General features: G+C 40.4%; 17 protein-coding genes and 1 other RNA gene. 11 read left to right on the top strand and 7 right to left on the bottom strand.

The genetic code is table 11. The features are described 5' to 3' along the window. Positions 1-222: 222 nt before the first annotated feature. Positions 223-567, top strand: coding sequence for a hypothetical protein (locus CYAN7822_RS24280; RefSeq protein ID WP_013324902.1), 345 nt, complete (start codon positions 223-225; stop codon positions 565-567). Between the two features lie 59 nt (positions 568-626). Here CYAN7822_RS24280 and CYAN7822_RS24275 read toward each other — a convergent pair whose 3' ends face one another. Next, positions 627-899, bottom strand: coding sequence for a DUF3143 domain-containing protein (locus tag CYAN7822_RS24275; RefSeq protein WP_013324901.1), 273 nt, complete (start codon positions 897-899; stop codon positions 627-629). A gap of 13 nt (positions 900-912) precedes the next feature. Beyond that, complete coding sequence (locus CYAN7822_RS24270; RefSeq protein ID WP_013324900.1) at positions 913-1,455, bottom strand: J domain-containing protein; 543 nt, start codon at positions 1,453-1,455, stop codon at positions 913-915. A 76-nt stretch (positions 1,456-1,531) separates the two neighbouring features. On the opposite strand from CYAN7822_RS24270, the gene CYAN7822_RS24265 reads away from it, so the two are divergent. The 4 genes from CYAN7822_RS24265 to CYAN7822_RS24250 all read left to right on the top strand — a co-directional run bounded on the left by CYAN7822_RS24265 (position 1,532) and on the right by CYAN7822_RS24250 (position 5,819). Next, a complete protein-coding gene (locus CYAN7822_RS24265) occupies positions 1,532-2,125 on the top strand; it encodes a thylakoid membrane photosystem I accumulation factor (RefSeq protein ID WP_013324899.1) in 594 nt (197 codons plus the stop codon). A gap of 85 nt (positions 2,126-2,210) precedes the next feature. Beyond that, a complete protein-coding gene (locus CYAN7822_RS24260) occupies positions 2,211-2,732 on the top strand; it encodes a DUF937 domain-containing protein (protein WP_013324898.1) in 522 nt (173 codons plus the stop codon). A gap of 165 nt (positions 2,733-2,897) precedes the next feature. Next, positions 2,898-4,451 carry a bifunctional phosphoribosylaminoimidazolecarboxamide formyltransferase/IMP cyclohydrolase gene (gene purH, locus CYAN7822_RS24255; protein ID WP_013324897.1) on the top strand — a complete coding sequence of 518 codons (1,554 nt, stop codon included), beginning with the start codon at positions 2,898-2,900 and terminating at the stop codon, positions 4,449-4,451. 330 nt (positions 4,452-4,781) lie between these two features. Then, entirely contained in the window at positions 4,782-5,819 is a 1,038-nt protein-coding gene (locus CYAN7822_RS24250) for an ABC-2 family transporter permease (protein ID WP_013324896.1), read from the top strand. Between the two features lie 79 nt (positions 5,820-5,898). Here CYAN7822_RS24250 and CYAN7822_RS24245 read toward each other — a convergent pair whose 3' ends face one another. After that, the gene (locus CYAN7822_RS24245) at positions 5,899-6,768 is read right to left on the bottom strand and encodes a fructosamine kinase family protein (protein ID WP_013324895.1); all 870 of its coding nucleotides are present in this window, start codon (positions 6,766-6,768) and stop codon (positions 5,899-5,901) included. A gap of 22 nt (positions 6,769-6,790) precedes the next feature. Beyond that, positions 6,791-8,089, bottom strand: a complete 1,299-nt coding sequence (locus CYAN7822_RS24240; protein ID WP_013324894.1) for a M16 family metallopeptidase — start codon at positions 8,087-8,089, stop codon at positions 6,791-6,793. Between CYAN7822_RS24240 and CYAN7822_RS37930 the strand changes: the two genes are divergently transcribed. The 6 genes from CYAN7822_RS37930 to CYAN7822_RS24220 all read left to right on the top strand — a co-directional run bounded on the left by CYAN7822_RS37930 (position 8,070) and on the right by CYAN7822_RS24220 (position 13,252). Beyond that, positions 8,070-8,303: a hypothetical protein gene (locus tag CYAN7822_RS37930; protein WP_157871843.1), complete on the top strand. Its 234-nt coding sequence runs from the start codon at positions 8,070-8,072 to the stop codon at positions 8,301-8,303. The genes CYAN7822_RS24240 and CYAN7822_RS37930 overlap by 20 nt on opposite strands. A 5-nt stretch (positions 8,304-8,308) precedes the next feature. Beyond that, a non-coding RNA gene (gene ssrS / locus CYAN7822_RS35335) (6S RNA) lies at positions 8,309-8,492 on the top strand. 298 nt (positions 8,493-8,790) lie between these two features. Further along, positions 8,791-10,065, top strand: coding sequence for a M16 family metallopeptidase (locus CYAN7822_RS24235; protein WP_013324893.1), 1,275 nt, complete (start codon positions 8,791-8,793; stop codon positions 10,063-10,065). A 57-nt stretch (positions 10,066-10,122) separates the two neighbouring features. After that, positions 10,123-11,391: a M16 family metallopeptidase gene (locus tag CYAN7822_RS24230; RefSeq protein WP_013324892.1), complete on the top strand. Its 1,269-nt coding sequence runs from the start codon at positions 10,123-10,125 to the stop codon at positions 11,389-11,391. Positions 11,392-11,506: 115 nt separating this feature from the next. Beyond that, on the top strand, positions 11,507-12,280 hold the full coding sequence (locus tag CYAN7822_RS24225; protein ID WP_013324891.1) for an SDR family oxidoreductase: 774 nt from the start codon (positions 11,507-11,509) through the stop codon (positions 12,278-12,280). Positions 12,281-12,385: 105 nt separating this feature from the next. Next, positions 12,386-13,252: a DUF6671 family protein gene (locus tag CYAN7822_RS24220; protein WP_013324890.1), complete on the top strand. Its 867-nt coding sequence runs from the start codon at positions 12,386-12,388 to the stop codon at positions 13,250-13,252. 3 nt (positions 13,253-13,255) lie between these two features. Here CYAN7822_RS24220 and CYAN7822_RS24215 read toward each other — a convergent pair whose 3' ends face one another. The 3 genes from CYAN7822_RS24215 to CYAN7822_RS24205 form a co-directional block, all read right to left on the bottom strand. Then, on the bottom strand, positions 13,256-14,563 hold the full coding sequence (locus CYAN7822_RS24215; RefSeq protein WP_013324889.1) for a family 10 glycosylhydrolase: 1,308 nt from the start codon (positions 14,561-14,563) through the stop codon (positions 13,256-13,258). 165 nt (positions 14,564-14,728) lie between these two features. Next, positions 14,729-15,274, bottom strand: coding sequence for a type IV pilin protein (locus tag CYAN7822_RS24210; RefSeq protein ID WP_013324888.1), 546 nt, complete (start codon positions 15,272-15,274; stop codon positions 14,729-14,731). A 194-nt stretch (positions 15,275-15,468) separates the two neighbouring features. Then, positions 15,469-17,064: a peptide ligase PGM1-related protein gene (locus CYAN7822_RS24205; RefSeq protein WP_013324887.1), complete on the bottom strand. Its 1,596-nt coding sequence runs from the start codon at positions 17,062-17,064 to the stop codon at positions 15,469-15,471. Positions 17,065-17,103: the final 39 nt, after the last annotated feature.

Here is a 17,103-nt window from a genome sequence, read left to right as displayed (position 1 = left end):
CTCTGGCCAGTTCAGTCTGGAACTATTTCCCTAGACTAAGCAATCATTAACTTTCAGTTAAATTAATCATTAATCTTTTCTGACACTATTGCACTTGCCTTCAATAGAGACTCTATTCCTTCGTCCTCCCTAAGAAAGGTTTTTTTAGTTTTTTAAAGAGATTTTAAATAAAAATGTTAAAATATTGTATATTCATTAACAATCCAAGTTAACCACAAGTTAATGCTGACAACACGCAATACAGCTTTGGCAAAACCCCAAACTCTAATTCCTTCTGTTACCGACAAAAAGCGTATTGAACAAAAACGCATGGATGATGTTCTTCTCCTGCTGGAAAATTTAGTAGACCGGGAAGAAGCCACCGTTAAATTAATTCTAGATTGTCTTTATGATGTGGGGTCAGTTAACTTAATTGACAAAAAATTTCCCCGCCGCCCGGTCAATGGCATCATCAAATATATTGCCCGTTTATCCAAACCGGCTTTTAAAGTTGTTGCCTTCCGTTGGTTTAGAAAAAACAGTCCCCAATTGATCACCAATTGGCTATATAAAAAAATAAAATTTTAAAAATTAGGTTTTAGGTAATTTAGAAATCTTTCTCTACCTAACACCTATTTAACAGTTGTTTAAGGTCCAGAAAAAACGGCTGATTCAATATCTTCCCGACTTAAAGAATATTTAAAAGAACGTTTGATATCTCCGCCTCCTTCGGCAGCATCAAGATAACAAACGCTTAATTCTTCTACTTCTAGATAAATAGTTGCTTTCCAAGTAGAACGCTCCACTGTCCAAGAGTGTAGATTGTTTCGGTCTTGCTGACAACCCAAATCAGTTAACCATTGTTCGATCACAGGAAGAGGATGATTATATAAAGGAGTTTCGGGTGGGGGAAAAACCATAAACATTCCAAATTTAAAAGCCAATAAAGGGGAATAATAATGAAAAATTCGTATTAGGTAAAGCCGAAGGGGGAACCAGGGGATCGCCGCGCAACAAAGCCATTAAAATGGCCAGTGCTAAACAACCGAGCAAAGTGACTCCTAAGATCAACAGCGCAAAAATTTCTCCGGCTGATAAAGGCCGATCACTGGGATCGAGATAAGCTGACTTAGACCATTGCTGTTGTTGCTCCCCTGATCGGTTAAGATCTTGAGGGGTTTGAATCACATTCCATCGAGAGTAACCAATTTTTAAGTCATAGAGCGATCGCCGCTCAGGGTTACTCAAGGTAGCATAAGCTTCATTCAAGCGATGAAACTTAGTTTTAGCCACTTCGGGAGCCAGAGCAGTGGTATCAGGATGATAAAGTTTACTTAACTCCCGATAAGCACGGCGAATTTCTATGACGGATGCAGAAGGATGTAGCCCTAAAATAGCATAGTGGGTATTAGCCAACCGACTTTGAAGCGGTAGCTCCTTGGACTTCAATCGTGTCGTTGTCTGCTGCTGATTCACAACATTTTCGCTCAGGATTAAACTATGTCTTGTGTGTATTCTAACCAAGTTAGCAAAAATAGGTTCATTCATGCTGATGGGATCAAAACAAAATTCAATCAAATCTGAACAAGGGCGACGTGGGTTTAAACTGTGTCTGGTGATGCTGATCGCCGTTTTTACTAGCTTGTGTATTTTTGCCACCTCGCCGGCAAATGCCGGTATTGACGATGATCGTCTAGATGGCAATATTTTTGTTGTCTATGCGGGGAATGGCTCCTTAGTACCCTCTAAAATTACCTTAAGCGAGTCTTTACAACGACAAATGCCCGCCATCATTGTCTATTATCTGGATGATAGCAGCGACTGTAAGCAATATGCCGGCGTAGTGTCTCGTTTACAGGAGTTTTACGGACGAGCGGCTAGTATTATCCCCATCAGTGTCGATTCTATTCCGATTAAAGACTCTTATTCCATCAATGAAGTCGGCTACTATTACGATGGGGCTGTTCCTCAAACCGTGATTTTAGATCAACAAGGAAAAGAGGTTTTTAATGGCAAAGGACAGGTAAAATACGAAGCGATGGACGACGTTTTAAGGCAAGTTTTTGACCTCCTACCCCGCTCTGAGTCGATACAATTAAAACGCCGCTCTTTCAATGAGTTTAATTCCGAATTAGTGCCACAATAATCTCTTTCTTTAGGGGCAGGCAAAGAAGAACTGCCCCAACTAATTTTTGATAATATTGGTCATAAAATCGGTGGGTTAATTAACCATGAGCTTATTTAATCAAATTCTAGATGCCATCAATAATCCTGAACAAGAAGGCAATTCTGGACAATTATCGAATATTTTGGGCACAGTAGAGCAACTGAGTAACACTTATCAAACCTCGCCCGGAGCCATTCAGTCGGCTCTATCAATTATTGGCAATTATACTCGCTCCGCTCTGCAAGAAAAACGCAATAGCGAAGGAGATCAACAAGTCCAACAAATTATTAACCAATTTGGCGGCACACAAGCAAGTCCCCAAGCGCTCGATCTCCTGTTTAATGCTCCCCAACTCCAACAAATCGCCCAACAGGTAGAATCTAGGACAGGTATTAACGCTCAAACTATTGAGAGAATGTTACCCGTCCTCGTGCCGTTAGTCTTAAATTTCCTGAAAACGGGCAATCATTCTCAAAATTCACAGGGATCAAATCCTGTTCTTAATAATTTTCTAGATGCAGATGGCGATGGAGACGTGGATATTTCTGATGCGATGGGCATGGCCATGCGCTATCTCAATAAATAATCCCTTCACCCTGCGCGAATGTATCGGAATATTTTCTTCCCCCTTCCCTTGTAGGGAAAAGGGCTAGGGGGTTAAGTTCAATGACTTAACATTTAGATCCGGTTGAAAATCTAACGAATGGGAGATAATAAACTCGTTGATACAGACAAAGGGAACGGCAAAGTCATGGGACGTTTAGCACTACTGAGCGTATCAGATAAAAGTGGTCTAGTAGAATTCGCCCGTCAGTTAGTCGAAGAATTTGGGTTTGAAATTATTAGCAGTGGAGGAACCGCAAAATCTCTACAAGCGGCTGGCCTCCCCGTAATCAAAGTCAGTGAGTACACCGGCTCTCCCGAAATCCTCGGTGGAAGAGTCAAAACCCTCCATCCTCGCGTTCATGGAGGCATTTTAGCCCGCAAAGATGTGCCGCAAGATTTAGAAGACCTCCAAGCAAATAATATTCGTCCTCTAGATTTAGTGGTAGTCAATCTTTATCCATTTGAGCAAACCATCGCTCAAGAAAATGTTACGGTGGCCGAAGCGATAGAACAAATAGACATCGGGGGGCCGGCCATGTTACGGGCGAGTGCCAAAAACTTTGCTCATCTAACGGTATTATCTAACCCGAAATATTATCAAGCCTATCTAGAAGAATTAAGACAGCATAACGGGGAAACTTCCCTCGCCTTTCGTCAAAAAATGGCCGGAGAAACTTTTGCTTTGACGAATGCTTACGATCAAGCCATTGCTTCTTATTTTGCCAGTCTTGCCACAGAAGAAACCGATAAACCTTTACCCACTCGTTTTAGTCTCGCTGGTGTAGAATTGCAATCTCTCCGTTATGGAGAAAACCCCCATCAGAGTGCCTCTTGGTATCAAACCGGAACTCAAGCGACGGGTTGGGCAGCCGCTATTAAGTTACAAGGAAAGGAACTCAGTTACAATAATTTAGTTGACCTAGAAGCCGCCCGACGCATCATTACAGAATTTGGTTCAGATGAAGCCGCTTGTGCCATTCTTAAGCATACTAACCCCTGCGGTGTTGCCATTGGTACCACTTTAGTCGAGGCTTATGAAAAGGCGTTTAATGCTGATTCTGTTTCGGCTTTTGGGGGAATTGTTGCTCTCAATAAATCTATTGATTCCCAAACCGCCAAAGCACTAACCACAACTTTTTTAGAGTGTGTGGTTGCCCCTGGATGTGATGAGGAAGCTAAAGAGATTTTAGCGGCTAAAGGGAATGTACGGGTGTTAGTTTTACCGAATTTAAATGAAGGTCCTAAACAAGTGGTAAAAGTCATTGCCGGCGGTTTTTTGGTACAAGCTTCTGATGATGCTAAAGATGACCCCGAAACTTGGGAAATTGTCACTGAAAAACAACCTACCCCGGAAATGTTAGCTGAGTTATTGTTTGGTTGGAAAGTTACTAAGCACGTTAAATCTAATGCCATTGTAGTGACAAAAAACCGCACGACTTTAGGGGTAGGTGCCGGGCAAATGAATCGCGTCGGTTCGGTTAAAATTGCCCTAGAAGAAGCCGGAGTTGCGGCTAAGGGGGCTTATTTGGCTAGTGATGGGTTTTTCCCGTTTGATGATTCCGTCAGGACTGCGGCAGACGCGGGAATTGTTGCTATTATTCAACCTGGGGGATCTGTGAAGGATAAAACCGTGATTAAAGCGGCTAATGAATTAGGCTTGGTGATGATTTTGACCGGTATGCGGCATTTTAATCATTAGGACACTAGCATACAGGCCCATATATAGCAATTGAAGCATAGATTAAGACATAGGTTGTAGGAAAGTTCCCCCCTTATGAAGGGGGGTTAGGGGGGATAAAAATTTCCTAACCCTAGCAAGTAGCGCTATATACGCCCATACCAATACCCACGCCCATATATACGCCCACACCCTGAAGGGTGGGGCTACACGAACAAAGCCTGCCTACGCAGGCTTAAAAATTACAGCTATTTTTTTCATATCTTTTCAATATAAGCTCATGATATTAATTTTGCTAAAAATGGGCACTATATATATGAAAAACTTCAAAAATTGATGGGTGGTACTTAAATGGATTACAAAGATAATGAAAAAGACGAGAAGTTACTAGGCTCTGTCGTTGGAGGAATTTTAGGCTTTTTTGGGATTCAATCTGAAGAACAGAAAAAAGCAGAACTTATACAAAAGGGAGCAGAGTTAGAAAAGCTTCAAACCTCAATAACGATTCTAAACAGAACTATTCAGCAACTAAAGAATCAAGAAAAAGAACTAGATGAAAAAAGAAAATTAATGCAAACAGAAAGGGAAGAAAAGCAACGGCAAGCTTATCTTAAAGCTAACAGAAAAAGAATCATAATTTCAAAATTAATTAAGTATTTAATTCTTTTTTCTTTGGGTTCAATAATTCCCATAACCACTTTGCTATTATTTAAATTAATTATTTTCAATAACATTAACAGTAAATTTTATATTGTATTATTGATATTTTTGGTTTTTCTAATCATATTATCTTGCTGGTTGCCAAAAGAAAAAAATGTTTATGTAGCTCCAAATAAGGAAGAAAACGAAATTATACAAGAATACAAAAAAATTATGAGTTTATTATCAACTAAAGAACAAGAAATTATTATTTTGCAAGAAAATTTTTTAGAAGAGCAAGAAGTTTTTCTTGAAAAATTAGAACAAATCAATCCAATAATTGCTGATATTTTAATAAATGAAGCTTTGCAAATAATTTTGAAAAATATTTTTGATGAGGATAATTTATCTTCAATTAACTTAAAATATCTCCAAGGAAAACGTTTATTTTTAAAACAGAAACGTTTAGACAAAGAACAAGAAGCTCGTCGTCTAAAAAGAGAACAAGAAGCTCGTCGAAAAAAAGAAGAAGAAGCTAGAAAGGAAAAATTACAAAAAGAACAAGATGAAAAATTAAAAATACAGAATAAATATCAAAATAAACTAACTCATAATTCCTATCAATCTAGTCAAAATTATTCTAATTCTTCTTGGTCGTGGGGAAATGATAATAAAGAAATTCATGTTAAAGGCCATTACAAAAAAAATGGAACTTATGTTAAACCTCATACAAGGAAAAAACATAAATAAAGTTATGAGTGATAAGTTGAAAATCCTGGCTCATAACTAATGACCAATGACCCATGACTAATGACTAATGACTAATAATTCATTTTCCAGACATCACTTGCTGTAACATTTGATTAGCCTGAGCCGCATAGCCGCCGCCAAACAGATTAAAATGATTCAGAATGTGATAAAGATTGTAGAGCGTTTTGCGTTTTTCATAACCCGAATCTAGCGGCAAAACATCACTATAACCCCGATAAAACGCCCCCGTAAAACCCCCAAACAATTCAGTCATGGCAATATCCACTTCCGGGTCACCATAATAAGTAGCGGGATCTAAAATCACCGGTTCTCCAGAAGTCGTCACCGCCGCATTACCGGACCATAAATCACCATGAACCAGAGAAGGGTTAGGCTTTCTATCCCCTAAAAACTCCTTAACAAAAGGAATCACCTGAGTTGCATCCGGCAAATTTGCCCCACGTTTTCGGGCTAATTTCAACTGATAACCAATGCGGTATTCAGCAAAAAACTCGGCCCAATTTTCCGTCCAAGTATTAATTTGAGGCGTTGAACCAATCGTATTATTTCGTTCCCAACCAAACCGAGATGAACCGCCGGCTTTGTGCATCAGGGCCAATTTTTGCCCCATCGCTTGCCAAGACTCGCTATTTCCCCGCCCAAATTCTAACCATTCTAGAACTAAATAACTCGAACGGTCCGTCATTCCCCAACATATCGGTTTAGGGACAAGAATGGTTTGGGTAGCGAGCATTTGTTTTAATCCGAGGGCCTCCGCTTCAAACATTTCTACTTGGGAAGCATGATTGATCTTAACAAAATAGGTTAATCCCTTGCCGCTAAGGGAATAACCTTGATTGATACATCCCCCACTAACCGAACGGCGTTCTAAGACTTCGAACTCGTGGTTAGTGACTTGAGAGATATGTTCTGCAATTGCGTTCCACATTGCCGTGAAATAGTCTAATAGATTACTTAACAGTGGGTTTCATGACTACAATAGCGTAAGCTTGTGGAGATAGATAACGTTGTGCGGCATTTTGAACCTCTTCTATCTTTAACGATTGAATTTTTGAGGGATAATTGAGGGCCGGTTCTAACGTTTGTAGCTGAGATTGATAATAGCCGTAAAGATTCGCGCGATCACTCGGTCTTTCATTATTAAAGATAAACCGATTGGCCACTTGAGTGCTAATGCGGGCTAATTCGGTTTCTTTAATTGATTGTTTCTGAATTTGACGAATATGTTCGGTAATAGCCGCTTCCACGCGAGGGATATTTTCTACCGGTAACTGGGCACTAATATAAAAGATGCCCTGTACTCCCTGACTCATATTGCTGGCGCTGATATGAGAAACTAAGCCTTTATCTTCCCGTAAATCTCGAAATAGACGAGACACTTTTCCTTGACCTAAAATCACAGCCAACACATCTAAAGCATAAGTTTCCTCAAGTTGTGTTAACCCGGGAACTCGCCAAGCCATCACCAGTCGAGCTTGATGTAAACTCTCATCCTCATATTCTCGACGAATAATATCATTAAAGGCCGGTTCAGGTTCTAATACTTGTGAGTTATGCCCGTTGAAAAATGGCCTGTCCGTCGGTTTTATGTAAGCCTGACTAAAAGCATCAGCTACCGTTTCTATCATCTCATCTACAGGGAGATTACCCACCACACTAGCCGTCATGGACTGAGGTTGATACCAATAGTCATGAAATGAGCGCATTTGTTGAGGGGTTAAATTTTCAATCACCGTAGCTGGGCCTAAAACGGGACGACGATAGGGCAATTTCTCAAAACAAGTCTCCATCGCCCGATAAAAAGTGCGGCGGCGAGGATTATCTTCTGAGCGGCGAATTTCTTCTAAAACGACTAACCTTTCCCGTTCAAATGCTTCATCGGGAATCATCGCATTTAAGACCACATCCAACTGTAAAGGAGCCAGTTGAGCAAAATCTTTGGGGGCAGTAGTAATGTAATAATGAGTGTATTCTTGGCTGGTCGCTGCATTAGTAATTGCCCCTCTTTCTTCTATAAAACGCTCAAACTCCCCACTTTTGAGTTGAGGAGTTCCCTTAAAAACCATGTGTTCTAAGAAATGGGCCATCCCATTAATTTCATCAGACTCTTTTACTGAACCTACGTTAAGCCAGACATTTAAATTGACCGCGTCTACGGGCATTTGTTCAGCCACGATGGTTAACCCATTAGAGAGTTGAACCAGTTTAGGCGCATTTAGGGGTGGAGTTTTGAGCAGAACTGCAGTCATTCGTCGTAGTTTGATTGGCGTTACTGTTTCTATCTTAACTATATTCAGCAGTCAGCGAGTCATTAGTCATTGGTCATTAGCCTTTCTACCTTCCCCCTTTACCCCACACCCCGCACCCCACACCCTACACCCCACACCCCACACCCTACACCCCACACCCCACACCCTTTTCTCTTTCCCCTTGCACAACATGGCAAAAGCCATTATTATATAAATAAGCTTAAGCTGCTGCGTTGGTGACTGCCAATCATAGTTTGATGATCTATGCTTGTGGTAAAAGGGAACTAGCGATTTTGCGTGGCAGTAGACCGAGCTTGTACTCGGAAACGGAAGCGCAAAAGGTAAGTGCCCACCTGGTTCTGCCAGGTCACAAACTGAGGTAAAACGGCGCGGCGGTTGCTTTTTAATTGTTTAAAAAAATATCAGCTTGGTCGCTCATCTCGTAATGAGAAAAAAAAGTTAAACCCAACTCTTCGGATGAGGGAACTAAAGGCTATCTGATATAGTTTTGTCGTTTCAGGCGACATAAACAATACCCATGCGTCTAGACGGTAGGGTTAGGTAAAACTGTCCGCTCAAACTCTTAAATTATTAAGTTTGAGAAAATGTCAAGAACTCCAGACAAAAAAATGAAGATTTTAGGACAGCAACGGTTAAGATAAACATATAATTTTAGGTAGTAAAAGGCGAGTTCAAGATTGGTGCAACTAAGAGAACGTCGCAATATCAGCCAGTTTCCTGCCAGCATATCCAAATTGAATCACGGACTAACTGTGATCCATCAGTATATACCGGCAACGCCAGTGGTAGTAGCTGATATATGGGTAAAAGCCGGAGCCATCGCCGAACCCGTAGAATGGCCAGGAATGGCCCATTTTCTAGAACACATGATTTTTAAAGGTTCTGGGCGAATAAAACCGGGAATGTTTGATGAAGTCATCGAAAATTTGGGAGGAATGACTAATGCCGCAACCAGTCATGACTATGCCCATTTTTTCTTAACCACAGCCGGAAAATATTTATCGGAGACTTTACCCTATTTAGCGGAAATTCTTTTACAAGCAAAAATCCCCGATGAAGAATTCTATCGGGAAAGGGATGTGGTTTTAGAAGAAATTCGCTACAGTTACGATGATCCTGATTGGGTAGGGTTTCAAGTCTTGTGTGAAAGTCTTTATCAGTATCATCCTTACGGACGGTCAGTATTAGGGGATGAAGAAAACTTGCTTAAATATACCCCTAATCAAATGCGCTGTTTTCATCGCACTCACTACCAACCCGAAAATATGACAGTAGTGATCGTTGGGGGAGTACAGGAAGAAGAAGCTTTATCCATCGTCGATAAATCCTTTGCCCATTTTAGTGTCCCTGATGAATGTCCATCCTTGATCATCGAAGCTGAACCCCCCATTATTGAGACACGCCGTAATCTGTTATATATGCCCAGAATAGAATCATCTCGTTTAATTATGGGGTGGATAGGTCCAGGCATTGATCAGCTAGAAGACGCAGTAGGATTAGATTTACTATCGGTGGTTTTAGCCGGGGGGCGATGTTCTCGTCTAGTACGAGAATTAAGGGAAGAAAAACAATTAGTGATCAATATAGATAGTAGTTTTTCCCTGCAACGAGATTCGAGTTTATTTACCATTAGTGCAATTTTAGCCAGAGAAGAGGTAGAAACTGTTGAAAAAATGATCACTGATCACCTTGAACGGTTACAATCAGTGCCCATAACCCCAGAAGAATTAGCCCGATGTCAACGTTTACTCTGTCATGATTATATTTTTTCCACAGAAACCCCAGGACAATTAGCCGGATTATATGGATATTATCAAATCATTGCGGCTCAAGCCGAATTATCACTACAATACCCGAAAATCATTCAACAATTAACAGCAAAAGATTTAAAACGCCTCGCTAATCAATATCTTTGTCCCGAACATTATGCTATTACTGTAATGCAGCCTTGTTAATTAGATGTAGCAACCTTTTAGCGAACGTCTCTACAAAAGTCAGGAGTTAGAAGTTCAATGAGAGTTCAAACCAACAATCAGACCGTTCATCGCGTCGTCTTAGATAATGGAATAACCCTGCTATTAGTAGAAAATCCGGCCGCCGATTTGATCGCCGGGCGAATTTTTTTAAAAAATGCCGGTTCACGTTGGGAAAATGCGGAAAAAGCCGGATTATTTCACCTGTTAGCTACAGTAATTACCAAGGGAACTGAAAAATTATCCTCGGTTGAAATTGCCGAAAAAGTAGAATCTGTAGGGGCGAATTTAGGGGCTGATGCGTCATCAGATTACTTTGTCATGAGTCTAAAAACCGTATCAGCAGATTTTGCCCAGATGTTGAGGTTAATTGCAGAAATTATGCGAACGCCTACCTTTCCCGCTATGGAGGTAGAACTCGAAAAAAACCTGACGCGGCAAAATATTCGTTCTCAACAAGAACAGCCTTTTAATGTAGCATTTAAGCAATTAAGAGAGGCCATGTATCAGGACCATCCCTATGGATATTCGATTTTAGGCACAGAGGAAACCGTTGTTCAATTAACCCGAGAAGACTTACAACAATATCATCAAACTTTTTTCCGTCCGGATAACTTTGTCATTAGTCTTTCAGGTCGCTTAACCCTAGAAGAAGGAGTCTCTCTAATTAAAGAAGTCTTTGGACATTGGCAAGTTCCGGGTGTAGACTTACCTTCGCCTCAACTGTTGAGTTTAACTCATAATCCCTGCCAAAAGATCACTTATCAAGATACCCAACAATCTATCATCATGTTGGGATACACCGCCGCATCGGTAAAAGACCCCGATTATCCGGTGTTAAAGTTAATGAGTACCTATTTAGGCAATGGTTTGTCAAGTCGGTTGTTTGTCGAACTACGCGAAAAACGGGGATTAGCCTATGATGTATCTTCTTTTTATCCTACCCGTTTAGAAACTTCTCAATTTGTGATTTATATGGGGACTGCTCCTTATAATACAGCTATTGGCATTGAGGGATTGAGAACCGAAGCAGAACGCTTGTATCAAACCGAATTAACCCCAGAAGAATTACAAGCGGCTAAAAATAAATTATTGGGACAATATGCCCTAGGAAAACAAACCAATTCAGAAATTGCTCATTTATATGGGTGGTATGAGACATTAGGATTAGGGATTACATTTGATACTTCTTTTCAAGAACAGATAGAAACTGTTACTCCAGAAATGGTACAAGAAGCGGCGAGAAAATCTTTAATGAATCCTTATTTGTCTTTAGTGGGGCCAGCATCAGGAATTGAGGAAAGCTAAGGGTTTATTAAGAGTTTTTATGAGACTAAATGAAGTTAGCAGATCATGATCATTGATTATTCCCAAAAGCATTACAATTAACAAAATATACCCTTCCTTGTTAAATTATTCGTGTATGTCAGGTAAAAAAGTTCTCGTTACGGGTGCAACTGGACGAACTGGATCAATTGTTATCCAAGAGTTACGTCAATATCCTCAAGAATTTGAAGTTATCGGTTTTGCTCGCTCAGAGGCTAAAGTTAAAGACTTATTTGGTTCAACAGAAGGCTTTGTCTTCGGAGAAATTAAAGATAAATCTAGTTTGGATCAAGCCATAAAAGACTGTCAAGCGCTAGTTATACTCTCCAGTGCCATCCCAAAAATGAAAGCCCCTCCCGCCCCAGGAGAAAGACCAGAATTTGACTATGAAGCGGGACAAACCCCAGAAGAAATCGATTGGATCGGACAAAAAAACCAGATTGATGCGGCTCTTGAAGCCGGCGTAAAACATATCGTTTTAGTCGGTTCAATGGGAGGAGAAAACAAGAACCATCCCCTTAACCGTATTGGCAATGGTAACATCTTAATTTGGAAGCGAAAAGCCGAACAATATTTAATCGATTCAGGCATAGATTATACAATCATTCATCCTGGGGGTTTATTAGATCAAACTGGGGGAAAAAGAGAACTCATTGTTGGCAAAAAAGACGAACTTTTAAATAACCCTCCCAAGGGAATTCCTACCACAATTCCTAGAGCCGATGTAGCCCAATTAGTCGTTCAATCATTAAGAGAACCTACAGCCAAAAATAAAGCCTTTGATGTAATTTCAAAACCCGAAGATGAGCCGGGCGCAATCATCACCACTGACTTTGCCGCTTTATTTGCTCAAACCACCCCTGGACTTTAATCTTTAATCTTTTATTGGTTGGGTTTTACTCGGGTTCAACCCAACATTTTTTTATATTTTATTATATGAAATCATAGAACTTATTCAATTAATCAATAAATTATCATGAACAACATCAATGATTGGTTTAAAAATCGCATTGCCGTTTTAGCCACGATGCACCAAAAAGAAAAAGCCATCGCACCGGTTCTGGAATCTCAACTAGGGGTGAAAATTCAAGTGCCCGAAAATTTCAATACAGATTATTTTGGCACATTTACCCGAGAAATTAAACGACTAGGAACCCAAATAGAAGCCGCCAGAAAAAAAGCGGAAAAAGTTTTAGAAATGAGCGGAGAAACTCTAGCCATTGCCAGTGAAGGCAGCTTTTTTCCTCATCCGGCTTTTCCCTTTGTGTCTTGTGATCGAGAAATCGTTCTTTTATTAGACAAAAAACATAACATAGAAATTATCGGTCAAGAAATTGCTAACCAAACCAATCATAGTCATAAAACCCTTAAAACCTTTCAAGAAGCCTTAGAATTTGCTGATAAAATCGGCTTTCCCGAGCATGGTTTAGTCGTGATGGTGAGCGTTAACGCGACTGAAGAGTCACAAATTTTTAAAGGAATCAATAGCCAAGAGCGGCTTAGAGAAGCAGTCGAGAAAGCTTTAGCGCAATCTTCAGACGGAAAAATTCATATTGAAACGGATATGCGGGCAATGTATAATCCCACTCGGATGAAAGTTATTGAAACAGCAACCCAGAATTTAATTGAGAAAATTAGTCAACAGTGTCCTGAATGTTGTTGTCCGGGTTTTGATGTAGTTGAACGTCAATCTGGATTACCTTGTGGTTTATGTTATGCTCCTACTTCTTTAATTTTGCTCGATATATATCGGTGTCAACGTTGTAGTTTTGTACAAGAACGTCGATTTCCCGATGGAAAACAAACGGCAGATCCCTCTCAGTGTATGTATTGTAATCCCTAAACCTCACCAAGCCGGATAGACAGGAATGGGGATACCGTCGTAGTGGTAGGGTTGCTCAATCGGGGTTTCTGTCGCCGAGGGAAGAGAAACGTTTTCCTCCACTGGTACTGAAGGAATTTCTCTGATCGGGCGATTGGCCGGAGAGGGAAAAAGAGCCAGAAACCTTGATTGCCTTTCAGGGGGAGGCTCAGGGGCATAATTCCAAAGGCTATCATAGAAAAAGAAAGAAACCCCTAGTCCATACTGACGCGCGGCTAATACCTTTTCCTCTATAAATTGTATGGGAATAGGTCGATTTCGCAAACCCGTCAGAATGCCCACACCCATAGGAATCTTTTGTCGAACTTCAGTAATTTCAGGTTGAGCGAGTTCTTTAACAAAACTCGATAATTCCGGACGATAAATTTGAACAATCACCTCATCGATTAAATCTTGTCGTGCCCAAGAAAGCCAATCTTGCAGATAAAAATTGTAAGCGACGTAATAAGGATTAGGGGAAACGGAAAAAACGGCTTTGGGTTTAATCGCTTTGAGAGTTTGATTCAGTTGACTGACAAAAGCGGTCAATTTATCGGCTCGCCACCGCATCCATGCGGGATCTTTCGGGTCAGCAGGGGGGTCTTGCTCGGTTTCTTGTTTATATAAATTGACAGTATAAGCATCATAGCCGAATTCATAAGGCAATGATAAATGATCGTCAAACTGAATACCATCGATATCATATTTAGTGGCGACTTCTACCACCAGATTCGTGATAAATTGCTGTACTTGCGGCAGTAAAGGATTGAGCCAAACCACCTCACCGGCTGCGCTTTTAGTGGTTTGAGTACCATCTCGTTTTTTCGTGAGCCAATTGGGACGATTTAAAGCCAATTCTGAAGAGGGAGGAGCCATAAAACCAAACTCAAACCAAGGCATTACCTGTAACCCCTGTTGATGAGCTTGGCTAATCAGGTCTTTTAGGGTATCTTGTCCTTGTAATCCTTTGGGGATAAACGGTTGAATTCCGGCTTGTTGAGCAACTGCACTTTCATAGAGTGCATAACCCGAATTCCAGACAACCGGATAGACAGTATTAAAGTTTAATCTAGCCAGTTCAATCATGGATTCTTTAAGTTTAGACTGATCGATAAGAGTATCTGTATCATTAGTCGTGATCCAAACGGCCCGAATCTCTCCAGAAGATGAAGGAGGAAAAGCGACGCTCGGATGCCCTAGCCAGAGAATACCCAAAAAAGAGCCTATAAACAAAAGTATAAATTGACATTTAATCAGGAATTGGTAAATTCGCTTGTAAAAACGTCTTTTCATCAGCAATAATAGTGAGTGAGAAATCTAGAGCAATAATATAAATACTTAGCGTCGGTTTAAATTATAGTCTATCTTTCTTTTGTTAAATATTTAATTCTCGAGCAATTGAAAAAAATCATGGTGGTCATTGATTGGGGTGCAACGCTCGTGTTCCGCACTGCCGCTTTATTTAACTGGAACAAAGTCGCTAGGGCAAGTGGTTCCACTGGTTGAGATACTGAGGCTGACTGTTTGAGGGTTTTTAGCTCCACAGATGACCGAGGAAAATACACCGCTATTGGTTAACCCAACAGAGGCAGCATAATCTTTGAGGTCCGACTGGTAGGGGGAAAGCACAATAGCCGAGTAAGAGGCTGTGGTGCCATTAGGTAAAATAGTGTCTGTATATCGATAGTAGACTGATGATTTCACTTTGATGGGCAAGGTTCCATTGGTACTGTTGCAAGAGAACCATAGGATAAAGTTGCCACAAATGGTACCAAACGTCCCATTCTCATAACGATAGGCTTGTTGAGCGCGGTTGATCGCTCCTAGGTTATTAATAGCTTCTGCCTGTCTTGCTTTGGCAACTTGTTCCAACAAATTCGGAATGGCGATAGCCGCTAACAACCCCACTATTATGACAACGATCAAAAGCTCTAATAAGGTAAATCCTTGAGGCAATTTTCTTCGGGCTGTGTAGGGAAGAAAATATTTACTAAGTATTAACATATAAGCTCTTTTCTACAGTATTTTATTAATACCATAGACTCCTTTATATAAAATTAATCTATATTTATAATTTAAAAAAATTCCCCTTAAATGTCAATTGATGAGATCAACTACTTACTCAAAGAGTAGAAGTTTTCATATCACTATCATCGGTTGATATAAATCACTCTCCACCGTTGATCTGAATCACTCATTCATGTCCAATTAATAGGAATACTCGAGGTTAAGTTAATCGGACAAGATGCTAAAAACGGTTTTGTTTCTTCATCTAAAACTGACTCGACTTGTTGATAAATTGCTTCGGCTTCTTCTAGGGAATTTCCAATACAAGTTAATCCTAATTTGCCAAATTCTGATAAAGCACCCATCAAATGAAATACCGTTCCCGTTTTGGTACTACTGTCAAAATGTAAGCGATGGCTGGCAATAATATCCATTAAATCATCGGGTAACAGCCCATGATATTGAGGTTTTTTCAGATTATCTGAGGCAATATAATATTTTTCTTGACTGGGTTGAGAATAGAATAAACCCGTTTGATAATCATAAGTTCCATTCGTCAGTAATTTTAAGGTCATAAAGGGATGGGTGGTTCCTCCTTTACGAAGATTAATTTCTATGGCTTGAATATCCCATTGCTGGGTATGGGGGTGGCGAACCGCCATAAAATCAACGCCAAAGCGTTCCATTGCCCCTTTTTTAGCTAAGGCTTTTCCAACTTTTAATCCTAATTCTTGTAATTGTAAACGGTAGCGCCCATCGGCCGGAAAGCGACAACCCTGATAAATTTGTTCATCGACTCCTCCGAGAATTTGATCATGAGTCGAGATAATTTGCACCTCTCCTGTAGGGGAAATAAAGCCTTGAACCGAAGGCGAGCGCTTATATTCCCCTTCTATAAAAGCTTCTACAATAGCACCTAATTCAGGAATGCGCCTGGAAAAGTTTTTCCAAGTTTCATCTTCTGATTGAAAATTTAACTTTTCTAAATGCTTTTCTATGACCTCCATTCTCAAGGGCGCATCGGCTTTATCTGGGGCGACATCGGCAAGAGATTTTAAGTTTAATACCGCGTTACCTTCCCCGGAAAACCCTTCATTGAGTTTAATCACCATGCGTTTTAGATGGGGTTGGCGTTCCCAAAGCCCTTGAATTTCAAGAATCAGGTCTTCAACAGTATGAACCAAAGGACTACCATCAGGATGAGGGATACCACATTCGGCAAAAATTTCTCGACTGCCGCTTTTAGATCCCCAGTAGAGTAACTCAGGAGAAGCCGCATATAGGGGAGTATTTAATTGTACCGATAATTCTTGTTCTAAAATCGTAGAATTAAAACAAATAATAAAAGACTTACCCGGACGTAAAGCACGGCGAATGCGTTCCACCAGACGAGGACGCTCTAAAATCTTCTGAGTTAAAGGTTTAAAAGAATTATCATAAGTGCTTAAAAGCATCAGGCGGTCTCGGGCGTGGGAGAAAGGAATACCCGGCAACAGTTGTAAATAATAATCAATGATCATAGGAGACAACGGTTGTGCTGTCACGTAAATCAGACGAGTTTTCGGGTTTCGCAGACGAATTAAGGAAAATAACAGACGTTCTTCATAGTGAAGAAAACCCGCGACTTTCTGCCCCACTTGTTGATCGATACTGAAAGAGGGAACCACAAGAATATCATTGTCATCTTGTTCTAAAATATCCGCTTCTTGCCAACGTTGTCGTAATTGGTTCTGAAGTTCTCGAAATCTTTCTATCTGTTGCTGACTGGAATTAACTCCCGTTTGCATTTGTGCCCAAGCCTTTGTATCCTGATAACTGATATGATA

It is taken from the genome of Gloeothece verrucosa PCC 7822 (assembly GCF_000147335.1).
Classification (GTDB): Bacteria; Cyanobacteriota; Cyanobacteriia; order Cyanobacteriales; family Microcystaceae; genus Gloeothece; species Gloeothece verrucosa.
This window is presented reverse-complemented; position numbering and strand designations above follow the sequence as displayed.